The sequence below is a fragment of the Streptomyces sp. NPDC047022 genome, assembly GCF_040644155.1.
Taxonomy (GTDB): Bacteria; Actinomycetota; Actinomycetes; order Streptomycetales; family Streptomycetaceae; genus Streptomyces.
The window spans coordinates 75,174-93,802 of the sequence record NZ_JBEYVV010000022.1; the positions used below are offsets into that span (position 1 = coordinate 75,174).

Annotated in this window: 13 protein-coding genes and 1 pseudogene; 6 read left to right on the forward strand and 8 right to left on the reverse strand. The window is 70.3% G+C overall.

The genetic code is table 11. From position 1 onward, the window contains the following. Positions 1-20 precede the first annotated feature (20 nt). Positions 21-3,983, reverse strand: coding sequence for a type VII secretion protein EccCa (gene eccCa, locus ABZ845_RS21850; RefSeq protein ID WP_360982138.1), 3,963 nt, complete (start codon positions 3,981-3,983; stop codon positions 21-23). Positions 3,984-4,751: 768 nt separating this feature from the next. Here eccCa and ABZ845_RS21855 point away from each other — a divergent pair. Then, positions 4,752-5,360 carry a response regulator transcription factor gene (locus ABZ845_RS21855; RefSeq protein WP_360982140.1) on the forward strand — a complete coding sequence of 203 codons (609 nt, stop codon included), beginning with the start codon at positions 4,752-4,754 and terminating at the stop codon, positions 5,358-5,360. A gap of 196 nt (positions 5,361-5,556) precedes the next feature. Beyond that, positions 5,557-6,777, forward strand: coding sequence for a hypothetical protein (locus tag ABZ845_RS21860; RefSeq protein ID WP_360982142.1), 1,221 nt, complete (start codon positions 5,557-5,559; stop codon positions 6,775-6,777). A gap of 108 nt (positions 6,778-6,885) precedes the next feature. Here the strand turns inward: ABZ845_RS21860 and hflX are convergent, their stop codons facing one another. Beyond that, positions 6,886-8,376: a GTPase HflX gene (gene hflX / locus ABZ845_RS21865; RefSeq protein WP_360982144.1), complete on the reverse strand. Its 1,491-nt coding sequence runs from the start codon at positions 8,374-8,376 to the stop codon at positions 6,886-6,888. A 181-nt stretch (positions 8,377-8,557) separates the two neighbouring features. Beyond that, positions 8,558-10,054, reverse strand: coding sequence for a M1 family metallopeptidase (locus ABZ845_RS21870; protein WP_360982146.1), 1,497 nt, complete (start codon positions 10,052-10,054; stop codon positions 8,558-8,560). 375 nt (positions 10,055-10,429) lie between these two features. Between ABZ845_RS21870 and ABZ845_RS21875 the strand changes: the two are divergent. Both ABZ845_RS21875 and ABZ845_RS21880 read left to right on the forward strand, forming a co-directional pair. Continuing rightward, positions 10,430-10,637 (forward strand): annotated as a pseudogene (locus ABZ845_RS21875) (Tn3 family transposase); the annotation flags it as partial. A 292-nt stretch (positions 10,638-10,929) separates the two neighbouring features. Beyond that, positions 10,930-11,133, forward strand: a complete 204-nt coding sequence (locus tag ABZ845_RS21880) for a hypothetical protein (RefSeq protein ID WP_360982148.1) — start codon at positions 10,930-10,932, stop codon at positions 11,131-11,133. A gap of 160 nt (positions 11,134-11,293) precedes the next feature. On the opposite strand, the gene ABZ845_RS21885 is transcribed toward ABZ845_RS21880, so the two are convergent. Next, entirely contained in the window at positions 11,294-12,028 is a 735-nt protein-coding gene (locus tag ABZ845_RS21885; RefSeq protein ID WP_360982149.1) for an SDR family oxidoreductase, read from the reverse strand. A gap of 71 nt (positions 12,029-12,099) precedes the next feature. On the opposite strand from ABZ845_RS21885, the gene ABZ845_RS21890 reads away from it, so the two are divergent. After that, entirely contained in the window at positions 12,100-13,047 is a 948-nt protein-coding gene (locus tag ABZ845_RS21890; RefSeq protein WP_360982151.1) for a LysR family transcriptional regulator, read from the forward strand. A gap of 22 nt (positions 13,048-13,069) precedes the next feature. Beyond that, entirely contained in the window at positions 13,070-13,204 is a 135-nt protein-coding gene (locus ABZ845_RS21895) for a hypothetical protein (protein WP_360982153.1), read from the forward strand. A 117-nt stretch (positions 13,205-13,321) separates the two neighbouring features. Here ABZ845_RS21895 and ABZ845_RS21900 read toward each other — a convergent pair whose 3' ends face one another. From ABZ845_RS21900 to miaA, 4 genes are all read right to left on the reverse strand, one after another. Continuing rightward, positions 13,322-15,499 carry an HD domain-containing protein gene (locus tag ABZ845_RS21900; RefSeq protein WP_360982155.1) on the reverse strand — a complete coding sequence of 726 codons (2,178 nt, stop codon included), beginning with the start codon at positions 15,497-15,499 and terminating at the stop codon, positions 13,322-13,324. A 512-nt stretch (positions 15,500-16,011) separates the two neighbouring features. Continuing rightward, a complete protein-coding gene (gene dapF, locus ABZ845_RS21905; protein ID WP_360982157.1) occupies positions 16,012-16,908 on the reverse strand; it encodes a diaminopimelate epimerase in 897 nt (298 codons plus the stop codon). 61 nt (positions 16,909-16,969) lie between these two features. Continuing rightward, a complete protein-coding gene (locus ABZ845_RS21910; protein WP_360982203.1) occupies positions 16,970-17,467 on the reverse strand; it encodes a hypothetical protein in 498 nt (165 codons plus the stop codon). Between the two features lie 108 nt (positions 17,468-17,575). Continuing rightward, positions 17,576-18,514 (reverse strand): tRNA (adenosine(37)-N6)-dimethylallyltransferase MiaA, encoded by a 939-nt coding sequence (gene miaA / locus ABZ845_RS21915; RefSeq protein WP_360982159.1) that lies wholly within the window; start codon positions 18,512-18,514, stop codon positions 17,576-17,578. Positions 18,515-18,629: the final 115 nt, after the last annotated feature.

The window sequence follows — 18,629 nt, forward strand, 5'->3', positions numbered from 1 at the left end:
CGAGGACGTCCGGCGCGCGGTCAGGGGCCGGCGTGTCCGACCTGCATCAGTCGCACACCGCGCCGGGTGACGAACTGGGCGCGGCCCGGGGGCAGGGTGCGCGGCCTGGCCTCGCCGATGAACTTCCCCTCCTCCTTGGGATAGGAGTGCACCAGCGCCGGGCTGCCCAGCTCCCAGATACGGCGCAGCACCGGGTCCATCATGGCCCGGGAGGCGCCCGAGGTGGAGCGGGAGATCACCATGTGCATACCGATGTTCGCCGAGTGCGCGAGCAGCGGGGACAGGGCGCCCAGGGGGGAACCCGCGCCCGGTCCGCCGGAGTACAGGTCGTAGTCGTCGATGATCATGAACAGTCTGGGGCCGGTCCACCAGTCGCGCCGGGAGAGCCGTTCCGGAGCGATGTCGGCCCCGGGAACACGCTTGCCGACCGACACCGCGGCGCTGCCCGCGAGCTGGGTGAGGGTCTCACCGTCCACGGCGAATCCGACGCGGTACTCCTCGGGGACCGCGGCGAGCAGGTCGCGGCGGGTGTCGGCGAGGAGGATGCGGGCCTCCTCCGGCGTGTAGCGCCGCAGGATCGCGTCGATGGCCAGGCGCAGCGCATTGGTCTTGCCGGTCTCGCTGTCGCCGAACACCATCAGGTGCGGGGTGGTCCGGAAGTCGTGCCACACGGGAGCGAGCCGCTGTTCGTCCCAGCCGAGGCAGACCTTCAGGTCGCCTTCGGGAGCCGGGAGCTTGTCCAGCGGCAGCTTGGCGGGCAGCAGTCGCACGCCCGGAGCCGGGCGTCCGGTCCAGAACGTGTCGATCTCGGCCACGGCGGACTTGGTCGCCGCGGTGAGGTCCTCGGTGTATGACGAGCTGTCCAGCCGCGGCAGGGCGCACAGGAAATGCAACGAGGACTTGGTCAGGCCGCGGCCGGGCTGGTGGGGGACACTGGCGGCGATCCTCGAGCCGATCTCGGACTCCGAGCTGTCACCGAGCCGCAGTTCGAACTTGGTGCCGAACAGGTCGCGCGCCCGGGGCCGGATCTCCGACCAGCGCACCGCGGACACGACGATGTGCAGCCCGAACGACAGTCCGCGGGCGGCCAGGTCGATGATGCGCGGTTCCAGGTCCTCGAAGTCCTGCTTGAGGGTGGACCAGTTGTCGATGACGAGGAACACATCACCGTACGGGTCCTCGATCTCGCCCTTGTCGCGCCCCTGCCGGTAGGCCTTCATCGACTCCAGGCCCAGATCGGTGAAGCGCTGCTCGCGGACCTCCAGCAGCTGGGTCAGCTCCTCCACGGTGCGCTGGACCCGGTCGCGTTCCATGCGAGTGGCGATGGAGCCGACATGCGGCAGACCGGCGGTGGACTGAAGGCCGCCGCCGCCGAAGTCCAGGCAGTAGAACTGCACTTCAGTCGGTGTGTGGGTGAGCGCGAGCGCCAGCATCAGGGTGCGCAGCATCGTGGACTTGCCGGTCTGGGGGGCTCCGGCGAGCGCCAGGTGCCCGTCGGCGCCGGACAGATCGGCCACCATCAGTTCGCGGAGTTGCTCGTAGGGCCGGTCGACCATGCCGAGCGGAACCCGGAGCGCACCGAGCGCGGGGTAGTCGTTGGCACTCATGCCGCGCTGCGGGTCCGGGACGATGCCGGGCAGCAGCTGGTCGAGGCTCGGCGAGTGGTCCAGCGGAGGCAGCCACACCTGGCGGGCCGGCGCGCCGGTTCCCTCCAACCGTGCCACCAGGACCTCCAGCAGGCTCTCTTCGTCGTCCGAGGCGGGCTCAGGCTGCGTTTCGGGCTGTAGTACGAGTTCCTCGGCCCCTTCCAGGGCGGGCTGCTCGGCCGGCAGTTGCTGCTCCATGCCGAAGACGACCACGTCCCCGACGCCCGCTGTCGACTGCGCCGGCCGGGAGGAGCCCACGGGCGTCGGGCAGGGACCGGAGACATAGGCGGCTTTGAAGCGTGCGAGGTTGGTGGTGTCGACCTTCAGATAGCCGTTGCCCGGCGCGGAGGGCAGCTCGTAGGCGCTGCCGACTCCGATGACGCTGCGGGACTCCATGGAGGAGAAGGTGCGCAGGGCGATCCGGTACGACAAGTGGCCCTCGACGCGGTGGATGCGGCCCTCGTCCAGGCGCTGGGAGGCCAGCAGGAGGTGCACTCCCAGCGATCGGCCCAGGCGGCCGATGGAGACAAACAGGTCCACGAACTCCGGCTTGTTCGCCAGCAGTTCGGAGAACTCGTCGACGACGATCACCAGCGAAGGCAGCGGGTTGAGCGCCGCGCCGCCGAGCCGTGCCTTCTCGTACTCGTACAGCGAGGAGTAGCCGCTCTCCCGCAGTAGTTCCTGACGCCGGATCATTTCGCCGTTCAGGGAGTCCCTCATACGGTCCACCAGGTGGAGTTCGTCGGCGAGGTTGGTGATGACCGCGGATGTGTGCGGCAGGCGGTCCATGTTGAGGAACGTGGCACCGCCCTTGAAGTCCACCAGCACGAAGTTCAGTACGTCCGAGGAGTGCGTCGCCGCGAGTCCGATGACGAGGGTGCGCACCAGCTCGCTCTTGCCGGAACCGGTCGCACCGATCAGCAGGCCGTGCGGGCCCATGCCGTTCTGCGCGGACTCCTTCAGGTCCAGCTCCAGGACCTCGTTGTCCTCGGTGATGCCGATGGGCACGCGCAACCGGGCACTCTGGGGGGTGCGGGTGCGCCACAGCGCGGCCACGTCGTACGAGTGCGGGTCGCGGATGCCGAGCAGCGCGGTCAGATCGAAGTCGGTCTCCAGGGGCTGCTCGACGAATTCGACGCCGCCGCTGGTGCGCAGCGGGGCCAGGACGCGGGCCAGCGCGTCGGCCGCGGCGGGCGAGAGCGTGTCGGCCTGGGCTGTGACCGGGGTGGTGCCCGAGGGGTACTCGACCTCGCCGTCCCGTACGGTCAGCCGAAGCACCTGGGGACCGCCGGTCATCGCTCCGGTGGCGTCCAGCAGCACCACGTTGCGGATGCCCGCGGCGAGCAGCCGGGAGGTGTCCGGGATGCGCACCCGGTACGCCAGCACCACCACGAACGGCTCCCCTGGCCGTGGGGGCACGTCCGGGTCGTGGTCCGGCCGTTCGGTGACATCGGTGCCGAGAAGGCCGAACAGGGCGTCGTGGTCGTCCGCCACGAGGCGCAGTGGACCGGCGTCGTCCTCCTCGTAGGGATGGGCGTTGTGCGGCAGCCACTTGAGCCAGTCCCACTCCTCGCGGCCGACGGCGTCGGTGAGCAGCGCGATACGCAGCTCGTCAGGTGAGTGCAGCACCGCCAGCTGGCCGATCATCGCGCGCAGCAGGCCCAGCGCGGCGAGTCCGTCGCCCGCGAACTCCACGCTGGTGAAACGCCTCAGCGGCACGGGCACGGGCAGTTGGTCGACCGACTGGAAGGCCTTGGTGAAACGGCGCAGCGAGACGGCCGACAGCGGTTCGAGGTCCTCGACCGGCTTGGTCTCCGGGGGCACCAGGACCAGGGCCGCCCGGCGGACGCCCAGGCCGATGCGCACCTCCGCGAAGTCCTCGTGCCCTGAGCGGCGTTCCCACAGGCGCGGCCCGGCGGCCACCGCCCACAGGTCCTGTGGGCGCGGGTGGTCCCACGAGGCCGCCGCGCGCTGCACCGCGGCCGCCTGCCGGGCCTGTCGGCGCAACTGCGCGAGATAGCGCAGGTAGTCGCGGCGTTCGGCGCGCATCCGGCGCTTGCGCTCGGCGCCGCGCCGGCCGAGCTGGCCGAGGCCCATGCTCATCATGGCCACGCCCATCATCCCGGACATCATGTACGTGGAGGGCGAGCGCGCACCGACGGTGAACATCATGACCATGGCGCCGGCCCCCAGCGCCATCGGCAGATAGAGCATCACCGAGGTGAAGTCCGCGGTGGGGGGCTCGCCGAGCACCGGCGGCTCCGCCAGTTCGATCCGGCCCTCGGGGGCTTCGGGGCCGGGGACACGGGCAGAGCGCTTGACGACCACGGTGCTCAAGGACGGTCTCCTGCGGACGAGTGGTGTTCACGGCGCGACGGCGGCTCCGGCGCGTGGTACCGGCACCGATGGCCGCCAGGGCCGCAGCGGGGCTGCCCCGCCCACCCTAGGAACGGGCCCCCGCCGTGCCAGTGCCTACGCATCGCCTCTGTCCGTATGAACAGCGGACTCTGCCCAGGCGTCCAGTCCGCCGCCCACCACACGAGAGAGCGTGCGCTGCGCACGACTCACGACTCACGACGCACGACGCATCGAAGAGACCGCCCTGATATCCCGGAGCTCCGATGAGGACCGCAACAACGGCAGCGCCCGTTAGCACAGCTTCAGCGCCCGTTGGGGCCCCCTGCGATGCCCGGGTTGCCGATGAGGGAACCCGAAGCGCGCACAGGACATCTCCTGGGGCGAACAGGGGGACAGGATGACCGCGCAGGACTGCGTCGTGGTGACAGGGACAGTCCGTCACCACGACGCAGCCGGTCGCCGGTCGTCACAAGGCTGCCTGGAAGCGTTATGCGCTCGAACGTCATGCACAGGTAGCCGCCCGGCCGGGGCGGCGGCTGTCATGGCCTCGTCGACAACTGCTCCGGTCAGGAACAGGGGGCCACGCGGGACGGCCGCGAACAGCAGGAATTCCACCTCCCGGGTGAGACCGCACCCGGGCCGGAAACAGGGAAGGGTGCAGTGCACACCAAGGAGCGTCAACAACGGATCCCTGCGCCTGCCTCCGAAGGGCACAGGCGTCGGGTGCCGCCGACGGGCACGGTCCGGGTGGCCATACACGCCACGGACGCGGTCATCCGCGCCGGGCTGATCAGCTGTGTGCGGCAGGACCCGCGACTGTCGGAGATCGGTACCGCCCCGACCGGGGACGCGGATGTCGTGGTGGTGGCCGTCGAGTCCGCGGACGGGTCCACCCTGAAGATGCTGCGCGACCTGAGCACGAGCCCCACCACGCGCTTCCTCGTCATCGTCAAGAGACAGTGGCGGATCGAGATCTCGATGGCGGTCGACTGCGGAGTGCGCGCCGTGCTGCACCACGCGTCCTTCTCCCCCAGGGAGTTCGCCCAGACGCTCCTGACCGTCGCGCAAGGAGGCGGATGCTTCCCCCACGCACTCCAGGGCGAGTTGATGCAGCAGATCCAGAGGACACAGCGTCAGGTTCTCGCCCCCATGGGCCTGACCACCTACGGGACCACCGAGCGCGAGCAACATGTCCTGCGCCTGGTCGCCGACGGGCGCGAACTCGCCGACATCGCACTGGAGTTGTCCTACTCGGAGCGCACCGTCAAGAACATCCTGTACGGGGTCATGAAGCGATTCGGTCTCCGCAACCGCGCCCATGCCGTCTCGTACGCGATACGCACCGGGATCATCTGAGGTGTCTACGATCGCCTGACAGGTGAGCCGCTGCCCGAAGGACCGGACAGCTCGTAGCGAAACCGTTGCCGTTCCACCGGAAGTCCCCCACACCAAGCGCATAGTGTGTGATGCCGTTCCGTCAAGCAGTGATCATGGTGACGCGCCGCCGCCACGGCCGTCGTCACACCGGTTCATCCCAGGGGGAGTTCAGCCCATGCGATCCATACGCCCGTTCCTGGCCACCCGTCGAGGAAGGAGCGCGCGCCGCACGGGCTCTCCCGTCCTGGCGGCGGTCGGCCTCGCCACGGCGCTGACCCTGACCGCGACCGCGTGCGACGGGGGTTCGGACAACAAGGCGAGCAGCGAGGTTAGCGCGTCCGCCACGGACGACGGCAAGATCCAGATCCCCGACAACGTGAAGCAGAAGCTCAGGGAGCACGGGATCGACATCGACAAGTGGCAGAACGGCGCCTGGAAGAAGTGGGACAAGCACGACTGGCTGCGTGAGGCCGACGATTTCATCAACCCGATCATCAAGGGGCTGTGGGACTCGGACCGGATGCGCAAGGCCAATGACCCCGACAAGGGTGTCGACGACAACGACCTCTCCGGCGACCAGGGCGTCACGGACCCCACTCCGGCACCGGTGACGGCCCAGGCGGTGTCGGCCGCCTACCACAACAGCGCCCCCGCCTCCGGCAAGGTGTTCTTCGACTCTCCCGAAGGCACGATGGTCTGCTCGGCGACCGTGGTCGAGGACCCGGCGCACCCCGGGAAGTCCAACCTCGTGTGGACGGCCGGCCACTGCGTGCACGCGGGCAAGAAGGGCGGCTGGTACCGCAACATCGCGTTCGTGCCGGACTACAACGACTCGGGCAGGACCGCACTCCAGCTGAAGAACGCCCCACGGGAGGAGGTCGCCCCGTACGGCGTCTGGTGGGGTGACTGGGCACAGACCTCCGACCAGTGGATCTCACAGGGCGACGAGACCGGCGGCCACGGCGCGCCGTACGACTTCGCCGTCATCCATGTCACGCCGGAGAAGGGCAACGGCGGCAAGTCTCTCCAGGAGACGGTCGGCGCGGCCCTGCCGGTGAACTTCAACGCTCCCGCCGTGCCGAAGGTCGAGAGCCTCACGGCCACCGGCTACCCGGCCGCTCCCCCGTTCGACGGGCAGAAGCTGTACCAGTGCCAGGACAAGCCGGGGCGGCTCTCCATCGCGAAGGCGGAGCCGACGATGTACCGCATCGGCTGCACCATGACGGGCGGTTCGTCGGGTGGCGGCTGGGTGGAGAAGGGCGCCGACGGCAAGCCGGAACTGGTGTCCAACACCTCGATCGGCCCGGTGACCTCGGGCTGGCTCGCCGGACCGCGACTGGGCGATGAGGCCAAGGGCGTATACGAGTCGGTCAGCAAGAAGTTCGCGAACCGGTAGGACCACCACCAGGGCGCGCGAAGGCCCGCTCTCCCCCGAACGGAAGGTGTATTCCGTTCGCGAGGGAGAGCGGGCCTTTTCGCGGGGGCCGAAGAGTCCCCCGAGGGATCAGAGCAGGGAAGCGGGAGCGTACGGCGCCAGTTCCGCGGCCAGTTCCTCGTGCACCCGGGCCTTGAGCAGAGTGCCCTCCGGGGTGTGCTCCTCGGAGATCACCTCGCCCTCGGAGTGGGCGCGCGCGACCAGCCGGCCATGCGTGTACGGCACGATCGCCTCGATCTCGACCGAGGGCCGGGGCAGCTCGACGTCGATCAGCGCGAGCAGCTCGGCGATGCCCCTGCCGGTACGGGCCGAGACCGCGATGGAGTGCTTCTCGATCCGCAGCAGCCGCTGGAGCACCAGCGGGTCGGCCGCGTCCGCCTTGTTGATCACGACGATCTCGGGTACTTCGGTGGCGCCGACGTCCCTGATCACCTCTCGCACCGCGGCCAGCTGCTCCTCCGGCACCGGGTGCGAACCGTCCACCACGTGCAGGATCAGGTCGGAGTCGCCGACCTCCTCCATCGTGGAGCGGAACGCCTCCACCAGGTGGTGCGGCAGGTGCCGTACGAAGCCGACGGTGTCGGCCAGGGTGTACAGCCTGCCGCTCGGCGTCTCGGCCCGGCGCACGGTCGGGTCCAGGGTCGCGAACAGCGCGTTCTCGACCAGCACGCCCGCGCCCGTGAGACGGTTGAGCAGGGAGGACTTTCCGGCGTTGGTGTAGCCCGCGATGGCGACCGACGGCACCTTGTGCCGCCTGCGCTCCTGGCGCTTGACCTCGCGGCCGGTCTTCATCTCCGCGATCTCCCGGCGCATCTTCGCCATCTTCTCGCGGATCCGCCGCCGGTCCGTCTCGATCTTGGTCTCACCGGGACCACGGGTCGCCAGGCCGCCGCTGCCGCCGCCCATCTGCCGGGACAGCGACTGGCCCCAGCCGCGCAGCCTCGGCAGCATGTACTGCATCTGTGCGAGCGCGACCTGCGCCTTGCCCTCCCGGGACTTGGCGTGCTGGGCGAAGATGTCCAGGATCAGGGCCGTACGGTCGATGACCTTGACCTTGACGACGTCCTCGAGGTGGATCAGCTGGCCGGGGCTGAGCTCACCGTCGCAGATGACGGTGTCGGCGCCGGTCTCGAGCACGACGTCACGCAGCTCGCCGGCCTTGCCCGAACCGATGTAGGTGGCCGGGTCGGGCTTGTCGCGGCGCTGGATCACACCGTCGAGCACGAGCGCGCCGGCCGTCTCGGCGAGGGCTGCCAGCTCCGCGAGCGAGTTCTCCGCGTCCTGAGCGGTGCCCGAGGTCCAGACCCCGACGAGCACCACGCGCTCGAGGCGCAGCTGCCGGTACTCGACCTCGGTGACGTCCTCGAGCTCGGTGGACAGGCCCGCGACCCTGCGCAGAGCCGCCCGCTCGGAGCGGTCGAACTGATCGCCGTCCCGCTCCTGGTCGATCTCCTGGCTCCAGGCGACGTCCTCTTCCATCAGGGCATCGGCCCGAAGTCCCTCGGGGTGGTCGTACGCAAAGCGCCTGGTGTCCTGGGAAGGGGAAGAAGAGGAGGTCATTGGGTCCTTACGTCGTTGGGGATCCGTATGCGGGACTGGGGGCGGCCTCATCGGCCATACCACCGGTCACCTTGGCAACGCTCGAGCGGCCCGGGACATTCCCGGCCGCCCATCGCCCTGAGGGACGCCGCGCCGCCGACCCGAAAATGGTCGCACGGCGTGGCCCGTCGCGTCATCCGACTTACCGCGTGGCCTTGGGCGCGGCCTGCCGCGCGTCACTCTTCCAGTCGGGGTGCCCCGGCATCGGAGGCGTCTTGTCGCCGTAGAGCCAGCCCTGGAAGAAGGCACTCAGATCGCGTCCGGCGACGTCGGACGCGAGATTCTCGAAATCTGCCGTATCCGCCGTGCCGTCCCGGTGCAGGGCCACCCAGAGCCGCTCCAGCCGCTCGAAGGCCGGGGTTCCGATCTCCTGGCGCAGCGCGTAGAGGACGAGCGCGGCGCCGTCGTAGACATTCGGGCGGAAGATACTGATCTTCTTTCCGGCCGTGGCGGCCTTGGGAGCGGCCGGCGGGCCCCCTGAGGAACGCCACAGGTCCGAGAGTCCGTACGCCGCCCTCATACGGGTCTCCATGGGCCGCTGCGCGGTCTCCTGCGCGTACAGGGCCTCGTACCAGGTGGCGTGTCCCTCGTTGAGCCACAGGTCGGACCAGGTACGGGGGCTGACGCTGTCGCCGAACCACTGGTGGGACAGCTCGTGCACCATGATCGATTCGACGTACCACTTGGGGTAGAAGGGTTGCGTGAACACTCCCTTCTCGAAGAGGGAGAGCGTCTGGGTCTCCAGCTCGAAGCCGGTCTGCGCCCCGGCGATCAGCAGCCCGTAGTTCTCGAAGGGATACGGGCCGACCTTCCTCTCCATCCAGGCGATCTGGTCGGAGGTCTTCACCAGCCACGGTTCGAGCGCCTTCACGTCCTTCGCGGGTACGACATCGCGGATGGGCAGTCCGTTCGGTCCCGTGCGGTGCAGTACGGCGTTGCGGCCGATGGAGACCTGGGCGAGTTCCGTCGCCATGGGGTGCCCGCTCCGGTAGCTCCAGGTGGTGTTCCCGCTGCCGTGCCGTACGTCCACGGGCAGACCGTTGGCCACCGCCGTGTAGCCGTCCGGGACGGTCACATGGAAGGTGAACATCGCCTTGTCGGAGGGATGGTCGTTGCACGGGAAGACGAAATGGGCGGCGTCGGCCTGGTTGGCCATCGCGAGCCCGTCGTCGGTCCGCACCCAGCCGCCGTCCGAGCCCTTGGCCGCCACCGGCTCACTGGTGTGCCGCACGGTGATCCGCAGCGCGCTTCCCTTGGCGAGCGGGGTGTCCGGTGTGACCACCAGATCCTCCCCCGCGCTGGTGAAGGTCGCGGGCTCACCGTTGACATCGATGGACTCCACCGTGCCGTGCGCGAAGTCGAGGTTGAAGCTCTGCAGGATGTCCGTGGTGCGCGCGTCGATCTTGGTGACGGCGGTGAGCGGCCTGCTGTTGCTGCCGGGGTAGGTGAAGGAGAGGTCGTACGACAGGACGTCGTAGCCGGGGTTGCCGAGCGTCGGGAAGAGCCGGTCGCCGATGCCCAAGGCCACGGGGGTCGGGGGCGCGCTCGCGGCGATCAGGGTGCCGCAGATCACGGAGGCGAGGAGGGTCGCCTTGGTGCGGCGGGCGCGGCGGGGTGCGGGGCAGGGGCTGTCGGGCATGGACCACGGCTACCAGCGCGCGCTGGTCGTGCGGTGAAGACGCGCGTCGGGGCCACCTGAATTGCGCCCGCGCGGCGGAGCCGTGCCCTGCGGGTGCGTGCCCTGCGGGTGCGTGGCTGGTTTTGCGCAGTTCCCCGCGCCCCTGTCGGGATGGTCGCGGTACGTGGCGATCTTCGGGTCCGCGGTAATTTGTCGCGCAGTTCCCCGCGCCCCTAGCGGGATGGCCCGGCACGCCGACAGGTGCGGGCACGTCGTGGCTGTTCGCGCAGTTCCCGCGCCCCTGATCAGGCGCGGATCCGTGTCGGCGCAGCGGAGGGATGCGCTCGGCAGGGGCGCGAACTCTGCCTGCATGCGCCTGCGCCGCGCGAGCACATCCTGGGCGGAGTGGTGGTTTCCGGCACCCTGCGGGACTCGCTGTTCATCCTGGACGCGCTGCTGGGCCGCGACGGCGGGGGTGCGGCCGGAGACCGTGGTGACCGACACCGCGTCCTACAGCGACATCGTCTTCGGGCTGTTCGCGATCTGCGGCTACCGGTTCTCCCCGCGGATCGCGGACATCTCGGACGCCCGGCTGTGGCGGACCCAGGCTGGCGGGCCGCCTACGGCGACGGCACGGCCGAGCAGAGCGCCGACGCCGGCGAGGGGCTGCGTAGGGTTGGGGGACGGGCGGGGGTCCGAGTAGGAACGGACCAAGAAACCGGTGTTGCTGTCAGAAGTTTTGACGGGTGGTCGGGGGGCACACAGGTGTTCGCGCGGGCGGGCGTTTCATAGGTGGTCCCCGTTTCAACACCGCGCCGCCGCGCCATCCCGGTCGCCGAGGACCTGCGCGACGCGGGGATCGAGCCGGCCCCCTCGCCGGCAAGACCATCGGCGGGGTGCCGGTCTCCGACAACGGCATGCTCGCCACCGCCGTACGCCTGCGGGACACCGGACACCTGTCTCTCCGGGAGATCGCCTCCCGACTCGTCATCCGCACCGGCAAGAAGTGGGGCCAACACCCCTCACCCGCCACCGTCATGCGGATGCTCCGCGAGTACGACGCGCAGACTGCTACGACCCTGGTGGAACCCGCACGCTGACCTGCGGCTGAGTCCTCAGCGTTGTTTTTTCGGCGTGAACTACTGGGACCCCTACCAGTAAAGCCCGTGGGGATGGGCGCCACACAAGAGGCCAGTGATCGTCACGGCGGAGGTTGAAAGCACCCCGGCAGGCTTCGGGCGGAGACGGCGCGGCATGGTCTCACCAGGGAATCGGCCCGTCCTCGGCCAGGAAGGCGCCGGTCGGGCCGTCCTCGCCGACGGCCGCCAGGCGAACCGCGATGGCCGCGCCCTCCTCCGCCGTGCGTATCCCGGTGTGGCGGTTGAGGTCGGTCGCGCAGTAGCCAGGACTCACCGCGTTGACCAGGATCCCTTCGGCGCGCAGTTCATTGGCGTAGAGCACGGTGATCGCGTTCAGCGCGCTCTTCGAGGTGCAGTAAGGGAGAAGAATCGAGGAGTAGTCGGACCACGGGCTGCCCGGGTCGGCCAGGTGGGCGAGGGAGCCGAGTTCGCTGGACATGTTGACGATGCGTGCGGCGGCGGAGCGGCGGAGCAGGGGAAGCATGGCGTGGGTCACCGCGATGACGCCGAACACGTTGGTCTCGTAGACCTGCCGGACGGTGGCGGCTGGGGTTTCACTCGGTTTTTGCGGTCCGGGGGCGATCGCGGCGTTGTTGACGAGGATGTCGAGGCGGCCGAACGTGGCGTCGATGTGCTTGGCGGCGGCCTGGACCGAGATCTCGTCGGTGACGTCCAGCGGTACGAACCGTACGTCGGCGCCCTCGGCGCGAAGCTCCTCGGCCGCCGCCTCGCCACGCTCGGCGTTGCGGGTGCCGATCAGCACGGTGATGCCGAGGGCTGCGAGCCTGCGCGCCGTTTCCTTGCCGATGCCCTTGTTCGCGCCGGTGATCAGAGCAGTCTTCTGCGAAGTCGTCATGGCACCCAGCCTCCCCTCGTCCACGGGCGGCAGGGAAAGACCAGAAGACTCTGGATCTATAGTCCACAGATATGAGTGAGCTAGAGGTGCGGGAGCTGAGGTACTTCATCGCGGTCGCCGAGGAACTGAACTTCAGCCGGGCCGCGCAACGCCTGGGGATGGCGCAGCCCCCGCTGTCGAAGGCGATCGCTCAGATGGAGTCCCGGCTCGGTGTACGCCTGCTGGAGCGCACCACCCGACAGGTGAGGCTGACCACCGCCGGTCAGGTGCTGCTCGACCAGGCCCGGATCGCGGTCGACGCGGTGCACGCCGCGGCCCGGCGTGCACGCCGGGCCGGTCAGCCGACACCTCAACTCGTCGTGGCGGTCAAGCCGGGAGGCGATGCCGGGCTGCTGCGGGAGATCCTCGCCGCCTACCGGGGAACGGGTTCGCATCTGCCGCCGCCTGAAGTCGTCGTCGGCGGCAGCGGAGAGCCGATCGCCATGCTGCGGGACGGCCGTGCCGATGTAGCGCTGTTGCGCAGCCCGTTCGACGGTCAAGGGCTGGATTCCCTGACGCTCGTGGTCGAGCCGCGACTGGCCGTTCTCCCCGCCGCGCACCGCCTGGCCGGACGCCGACGACTGCGGCTGACCGACCTCAAGGGCGAACCGATCCCACGCTGGAAAGGGGCCGCCCCCTCCACCACCGCCTACTACACAGGATGCGACGGAGCGGAAGCAGGCGATGGCCACACAGGCTTGGCGCCGGCCGACACTCCTGAGGGGCCGCTCGTGGCCAGCGTCGAGCAACTCCTGGAGGTGGTCGCGCTGGGCCAGGCGGTGGCGTTCCTGTCACTGTCCACCACCAAGCGGCACCAGCGCCCGGACATCGCATACCGGCCGGTCACCGGCCTCAGCCCCAGCGCGGTCATGGTCGCCTGGCCGGAGACCTCGCGATCCGCAGCCGTCGCCGCCTTCGTCCAAGCCGCCCACGACGTCGCCGCCCACCACCCCGACCACATGACCGCACTGGCCTACTGACCGGGGGCACTCACCCCTCGCCATGACGATCACCGCACGACCAATTCAAGACAACCAGTTCATCCGCGAGCTCATCGTCTCCGGTACCCGCGAAGGCCTGGACGCCGCACGCGCCCGCGGCCGTGTCGGCGGCCGACTCCCCGAAGGCCACCCCTGACAGGGGCGCGGGGAACTGCGCAAACCGCCACGACGTGCCCGCAGATCACAACGCACCGCACCCACCCCCGGCAGGGGCGGCGCGGGGAACTGCGCAAATCCAGTTACGCGCCGCAGGTCACAACGCGGTAGCCGGATGCTGGGCTCTCGTCACGTCGTACACGCCGGGGACGTTGCGCATCGCCCGCATCAGGGACGGAAGGTGCGTGGCGTCCGGGAGTTGGAGCGTGTACGTATGGCGTACGCGCTGCTGGCTCGGGGGCTCGACGGTCGCCGACACGATCCCGGCGCCCTCCTGCGCGATGGCCTCCGTGAGGTCCGCGAGGAGGTGGGGGCGTCCGAAGGACTCGGCGACGAGCGTGACACGGCACTCGGTGGTGCCGCCCCAGCGCACCTCGACCTCCGCTCGCCCGTCGCTCTTCATGCGTGCCGCGCCCGCGCATTCGGCGCGGTGGACGGTCACGGCACCGCCGCGCACCACGAAGCCGGTGACCTCGTCGGGCGGTACGGGAGTGCAGCAGCCCGCGAGACGGACCAAGGCTCCGGGCAGATCGACAACGGCGTTGGCCGTGCGCGCCCCGTACGGATCCGGGGTGGGGTGGGCGGGCAGCGCGGGCGGGCGCGCCTCGGGGCCGAGCGCGGCGGTGCGCGCCACTGTCGCGTCGGACGGGCCTTCGTCCATGCGCGCCGTGTCGTCGGACGGGTCCGTGTGGTGCGGATGCGCGGCCAGCCACCGCTGGATGGCGATCCGGGCGGCGGCCGTGTGGGCGTGTTCCAGCCACTCCCTCGAGGGTTCCGAGGCCGGGTCCTGGCCCATGAGGAGCTGTACGGTGTCGCCGTCCTTGAGGACGGTGCTCAGTGTCGCCAGCCGGCCGTTGACGCTGGCGCCGATGCAGGCGTGCGCGTCCTCGCCGTACTGGGCGTACGCGGCGTCGACGCAGCTCGCGCCCTCGGGCAGCCCCAGGGTGCCGCCGTCGGGCCGGAACACGGTGATCTCCCGGTCCTGGGCGAGGTCCTCGCGCAGCGTCGACCAGAAGGTGTCGGTGTCGGGCGCGGCCTCCTGCCACTCCAGGAGCCTGGAGAGCCAGCCGGGGCGGGTCGGGTCGGCCCGCTCGCCGTCGGCGGGGTCGTCGGAGGCGGGCGCGTAGGGATTGCCGAGAGCGACGACGCCGGCCTCGGCCACGTTGTGCATCTGGTGGGTGCGGATGAGGACTTCCGCGATCTCGCCGTCTCCGGTCGAGACCGCCGTGTGCAGCGACTGGTAGAGGTTGAACTTCGGGACGGCGATGAAGTCCTTGAACTCCGAGACCACCGGGGTCATACAGGTGTGCAGTTCGCCGAGGACTCCGTAGCAGTCGGCGTCCTCGTTCACGAGCACCAGCAGGCGTCCGAAGTCCGCGCCGCGCAGCCGCCCCCGTTTTCGGGAGATGCGGTGGACCGAGACGAAGTGGCGTGGCCTGATGAGGACTTCGGCCTGGATCCCGGCCTCGCGCAGTACCGTGCGCACCTGTTCGGCCGTCCGGGCGAGCGGGTCGTCGCCGTGCGCCGCGTTCTCGTCGATGAGTTCCCTGGTGTGCTCGTACTCCTCGGGATGCAGGACCGCGAAGACCAGGTCCTCCAGTTCCGTCTTCAGCGCCTGTACACCGAGCCGTTCGGCGAGCGGGATGAGCACGTCCCGGGTGACCTTGGCGATGCGTTCCTGCTTCTCGCGCCGCATCACGCCGAGGGTGCGCATGTTGTGCAGGCGGTCGGCGAGTTTGATCGACATGACGCGGACGTCGTTGCCCGCGGCTACGAGCATCTTGCGGAAGGTCTCGGGTTCGGCGGCGGCCCCGTAGTCGACCTTCTCCAGCTTGGTCACACCGTCGACGAGGTAGCACACCTCCTCGCCGAACTCCTCGCGCACCTGGTCGAGCGTCACATCCGTGTCCTCGACAGTGTCGTGCAGCAAAGAGGCCGTCAAGGTGGTGGCCTCGGCGCCGAGTTCGGCGAGGATCAGGGTCACCGCGAGGGGATGCGTGATGTACGGCTCCCCGCTCTTGCGCATCTGGCCCCGGTGCGAGGACTCCGCCAACAGGTAGGCGCGGCGCAGGGGTTCGAGGTTGGCGTCCGGGTGGTGGGCACGGTGCGCCTCGCCGATGTGACCGATGGCGTCGGGCAGCCGGTCACGGATGGCGGAGCCGAGCAGCGCCGCCCGTCCCAGGCGGCGCAGGTCGATCCGGGGGCGGCTCTTCCTGCGGTGCGCTCCCGGTGTCACGGGGGCAGGGTCGGCAGGATTCGTGGCCTCCGCACTCATGGGCACCTCCGGCTGCGTGGACCGGCGGACGGGTGCCCCAGGGCGAACACGGCACAGGGGATGGCAGCGGTCCCCCGTCCGGGCCGGTGCTTGATGCTACCGAGCCCATCACGCATGCCCGACCGGCTCTCGCCGAGCGTGAAGGGGATCACCCATTCGAGCGAAGGAACAGGCGTTTACGGTTTCCCGCCAAGGGCATTGACGGACACCGTCGAATCGAACACACCATCAGGACCGGAACTGCGGATCGGAGAGTTCCAAGGGCCGCAAGCCGCCATACGGGGGCCGGGCACGGACTCCATCGGGGGCGTTTTCCGGCCACGCCCGATCACACCCGGCCGCGAAGTGCCGCCATCGATGTGCCACCGCGTGCTCCCGCGCGCCGTCCGGTCGCCCCCCTAGGGTCTTTCGTCTGGATCAGGCCGGGTCAGGCTACGTTCGCCCCGGGCAAACGTAGCCTGCCGCGGCACCGGAGAGGATCGGGGCACCGGCCGCCGCGGTCCCTTCGGGGCTCAGCGGACGGCGGTCGCCAGCCAGTGGGCGTCGATCTCGCCCTCGGCGACGATCACCGCGGGTCCGGTCATCTCGATCTCGCCGTCCGGGCGCTCGGTGATCACCAGCGTGCCGCCGGGGACGTCCACCGTGTACGTCGCGGGGACGCCCGTCGTCGCCGGGTCGGCGCTGTCCCTGCGGGCCGCGGCGACAGCGACCGCGCACGCGCCCGTGCCGCACGAGCGGGTCTCTCCGGAGCCGCGCTCATGGACGCGCATCGCGACATGCCCGGGTGCCCGGTCGACGACGAACTCGACGTTCACGCCGTCCGGGTAGGCGGAGGCAGGGCTGAACCCGGGCGCGGTGTAGAGGTTGCCCGCGTCCGCGAGGTCGTCGACGAACGCGACCGCGTGCGGGTTGCCCATGTTGACGTTGCGCGCGGGCCAGTTGCGTTCCCCGACGGCGACCGTGACATCGCCCTCGGGCAGAAGGGCCCTGCCCATGCCCACGGTGATGTCGCCCTCGGCCGCGCCGCCCCGCCCGGATCCGGGCTTGGCGATGTGCACGGTCTTCACGCCTCCGCGCGTGGCGATGGCGAGGTCGCCCTCGCTCACGTGACCGGAGCGCTGCAGGTAGCGCGCGAACACCCGCACGCCGTTGCCGCACATCTCGGCGATCGAGCCGTCCGCGTTGCGGTAGTCCATGAACCACTCCGCCTCGGCGGCCATCTCCCGGGCCTCGGGGTGCGCCGCGGACCGCACCACGTGCAGCAGACCGTCGCCGCCGATGCCCGCGCGGCGGTCGCACAGGGCGGCGACGGCGGCCGGGGGCAGGTCGACGGTGTTCTCGGGGTCCGGGACGATCACGAAGTCGTTCTCGGTGCCGTGCCCCTTGAGGAAGGCGATCCGCGTGCTCATTCCTCGATCGTACGGGGTGGCGCCGGCAGTCCGGGCGGGCGGTCCGCTGGGCGGACCCGCGTCAGCGCAGCCGGGCCACGCGCCCCACGGCCAGCACCGCGACCATGGCGACCACGACGGTGTAACCGAGGATGACGCGCCAGTCCGGGCGGCGTCCGGAGCCGCGTGGCGGCAGGCCCGGCCAGGTGTAGCCGACCCGGCGGGCGGCCATCATGCCCCAACCGGCCGCGCACGAGAAGATCAGCAGACCGAGCATGGCGACCACGGCACCGCCGTCGCCGAACTCGAACGCCAGGGGGAAGGCGAACATCAGGGAGCCGACCGCCGCCAGTGCCACGATGGGGGCGAGCTGCCAGATCCGCAGCCGGCGCTGCGGACGCAGCTCGACCTCGACCTCTTCGACCTCGGGCCCGGTGGTCAGCGGGTCCGGCTGCGGCCCGTCGTCGCTCACAACGCTCGGCGGCTGTTCGTCGGGGCCGTCGGAGCTGAGTGTCTGGTCCCCGCGCGCCGCGCTTTCGTACTCCGCGCCTTGTGCGGTGTCGCGAGGGCCGGCCTCCATCGCCACGTGCCCTCCCCACTCGGACTCTGCTCGGTCGATCGAAGCTTGATGATGGCATGCCGTCACGGGCCCGGACGGCGGCCGGAGCGTCCCGATGCCATCACGTGATCAGGCTGTAACCGCTCGTTCGAGCAACGTCAGTGCGAGGTGCGGAAGTTCCGTTCGATCCGAGGCGGCCCCACTGAGCCAGTGCACCCGCGGGTCGCGGCGGAACCATGAATCCTGACGGCGCGCGAAGCGCTTGGTGGCGCGAATCGTCTCGGCGCGGGCTTCGTCCAGCGTGCACCCCCCGGCGAGCGCCGCGAGCACCTGCTGATACCCGAGCGCGCGTGATGCCGTGCGCCCCTCGCGCAGTCCCTGCGCCTCCAGCGTGCGCACCTCCTCGACGAGCCCCGCCTCCCACATCCGGTCGACCCGGTGCGCGATGCGCTCGTCGAGTTCGGGGCGCGTCACGTCGACACCGATCTGGACGGTGTCGTAGACCGAGTCATGGCCCGGCAGGTTGGCGGTGAAGGGCTGCCCGGTGATCTCGATGACCTCCAGGGCCCGGACGATACGGCGGCCGTTTCCGGGCAGGATCGCGCGTGCCGCCTCCGGGTCGGCGGCGGCCAGCCGCGCGTGCAGCGCCCCCGGGCCGCGCAGCGCCAGCTCCTCCTCCAGCCTGGCGCGGACCTCGGGGTCGGTTCCGGGGAACTCCAGGTTGTCGATCGCGCCGCGCACATACAGCCCCGAGCCGCCCACCAGGACGGGCCAGCGGCCCTCGGCGAGCAGAGCGTCGATCCTCGCGCGGGCGAGACGCTGGTACTCGGCCACGGACGCGGTGACGGTCACGTCCCAGATGTCCAGCAGATGGTGCGGCACACCGCCGCGCTCCTGAAGGGTCAGCTTCGCGGTGCCGATGTCCATCCCACGGTAGAGCTGCATGGAGTCGGCGTTGACGACCTCACCGCCGAGCTGCTGGGCCAGGAAGACGCCCAGATCGGACTTTCCGGCCGCGGTCGGCCCGACGACGGCGATGACCCGCGGCGCGGGAGCTGCACTACTCATCGCAACAGTCTCGCAAACGCGCGGACGTCACCTCGAACGAGCTACGTGACGCCCTCCGTGCGGGGTCGTTGCCTGTTGCGGGGGCCCGGTCACCGATTCGAGCGCGTGCGGTGCG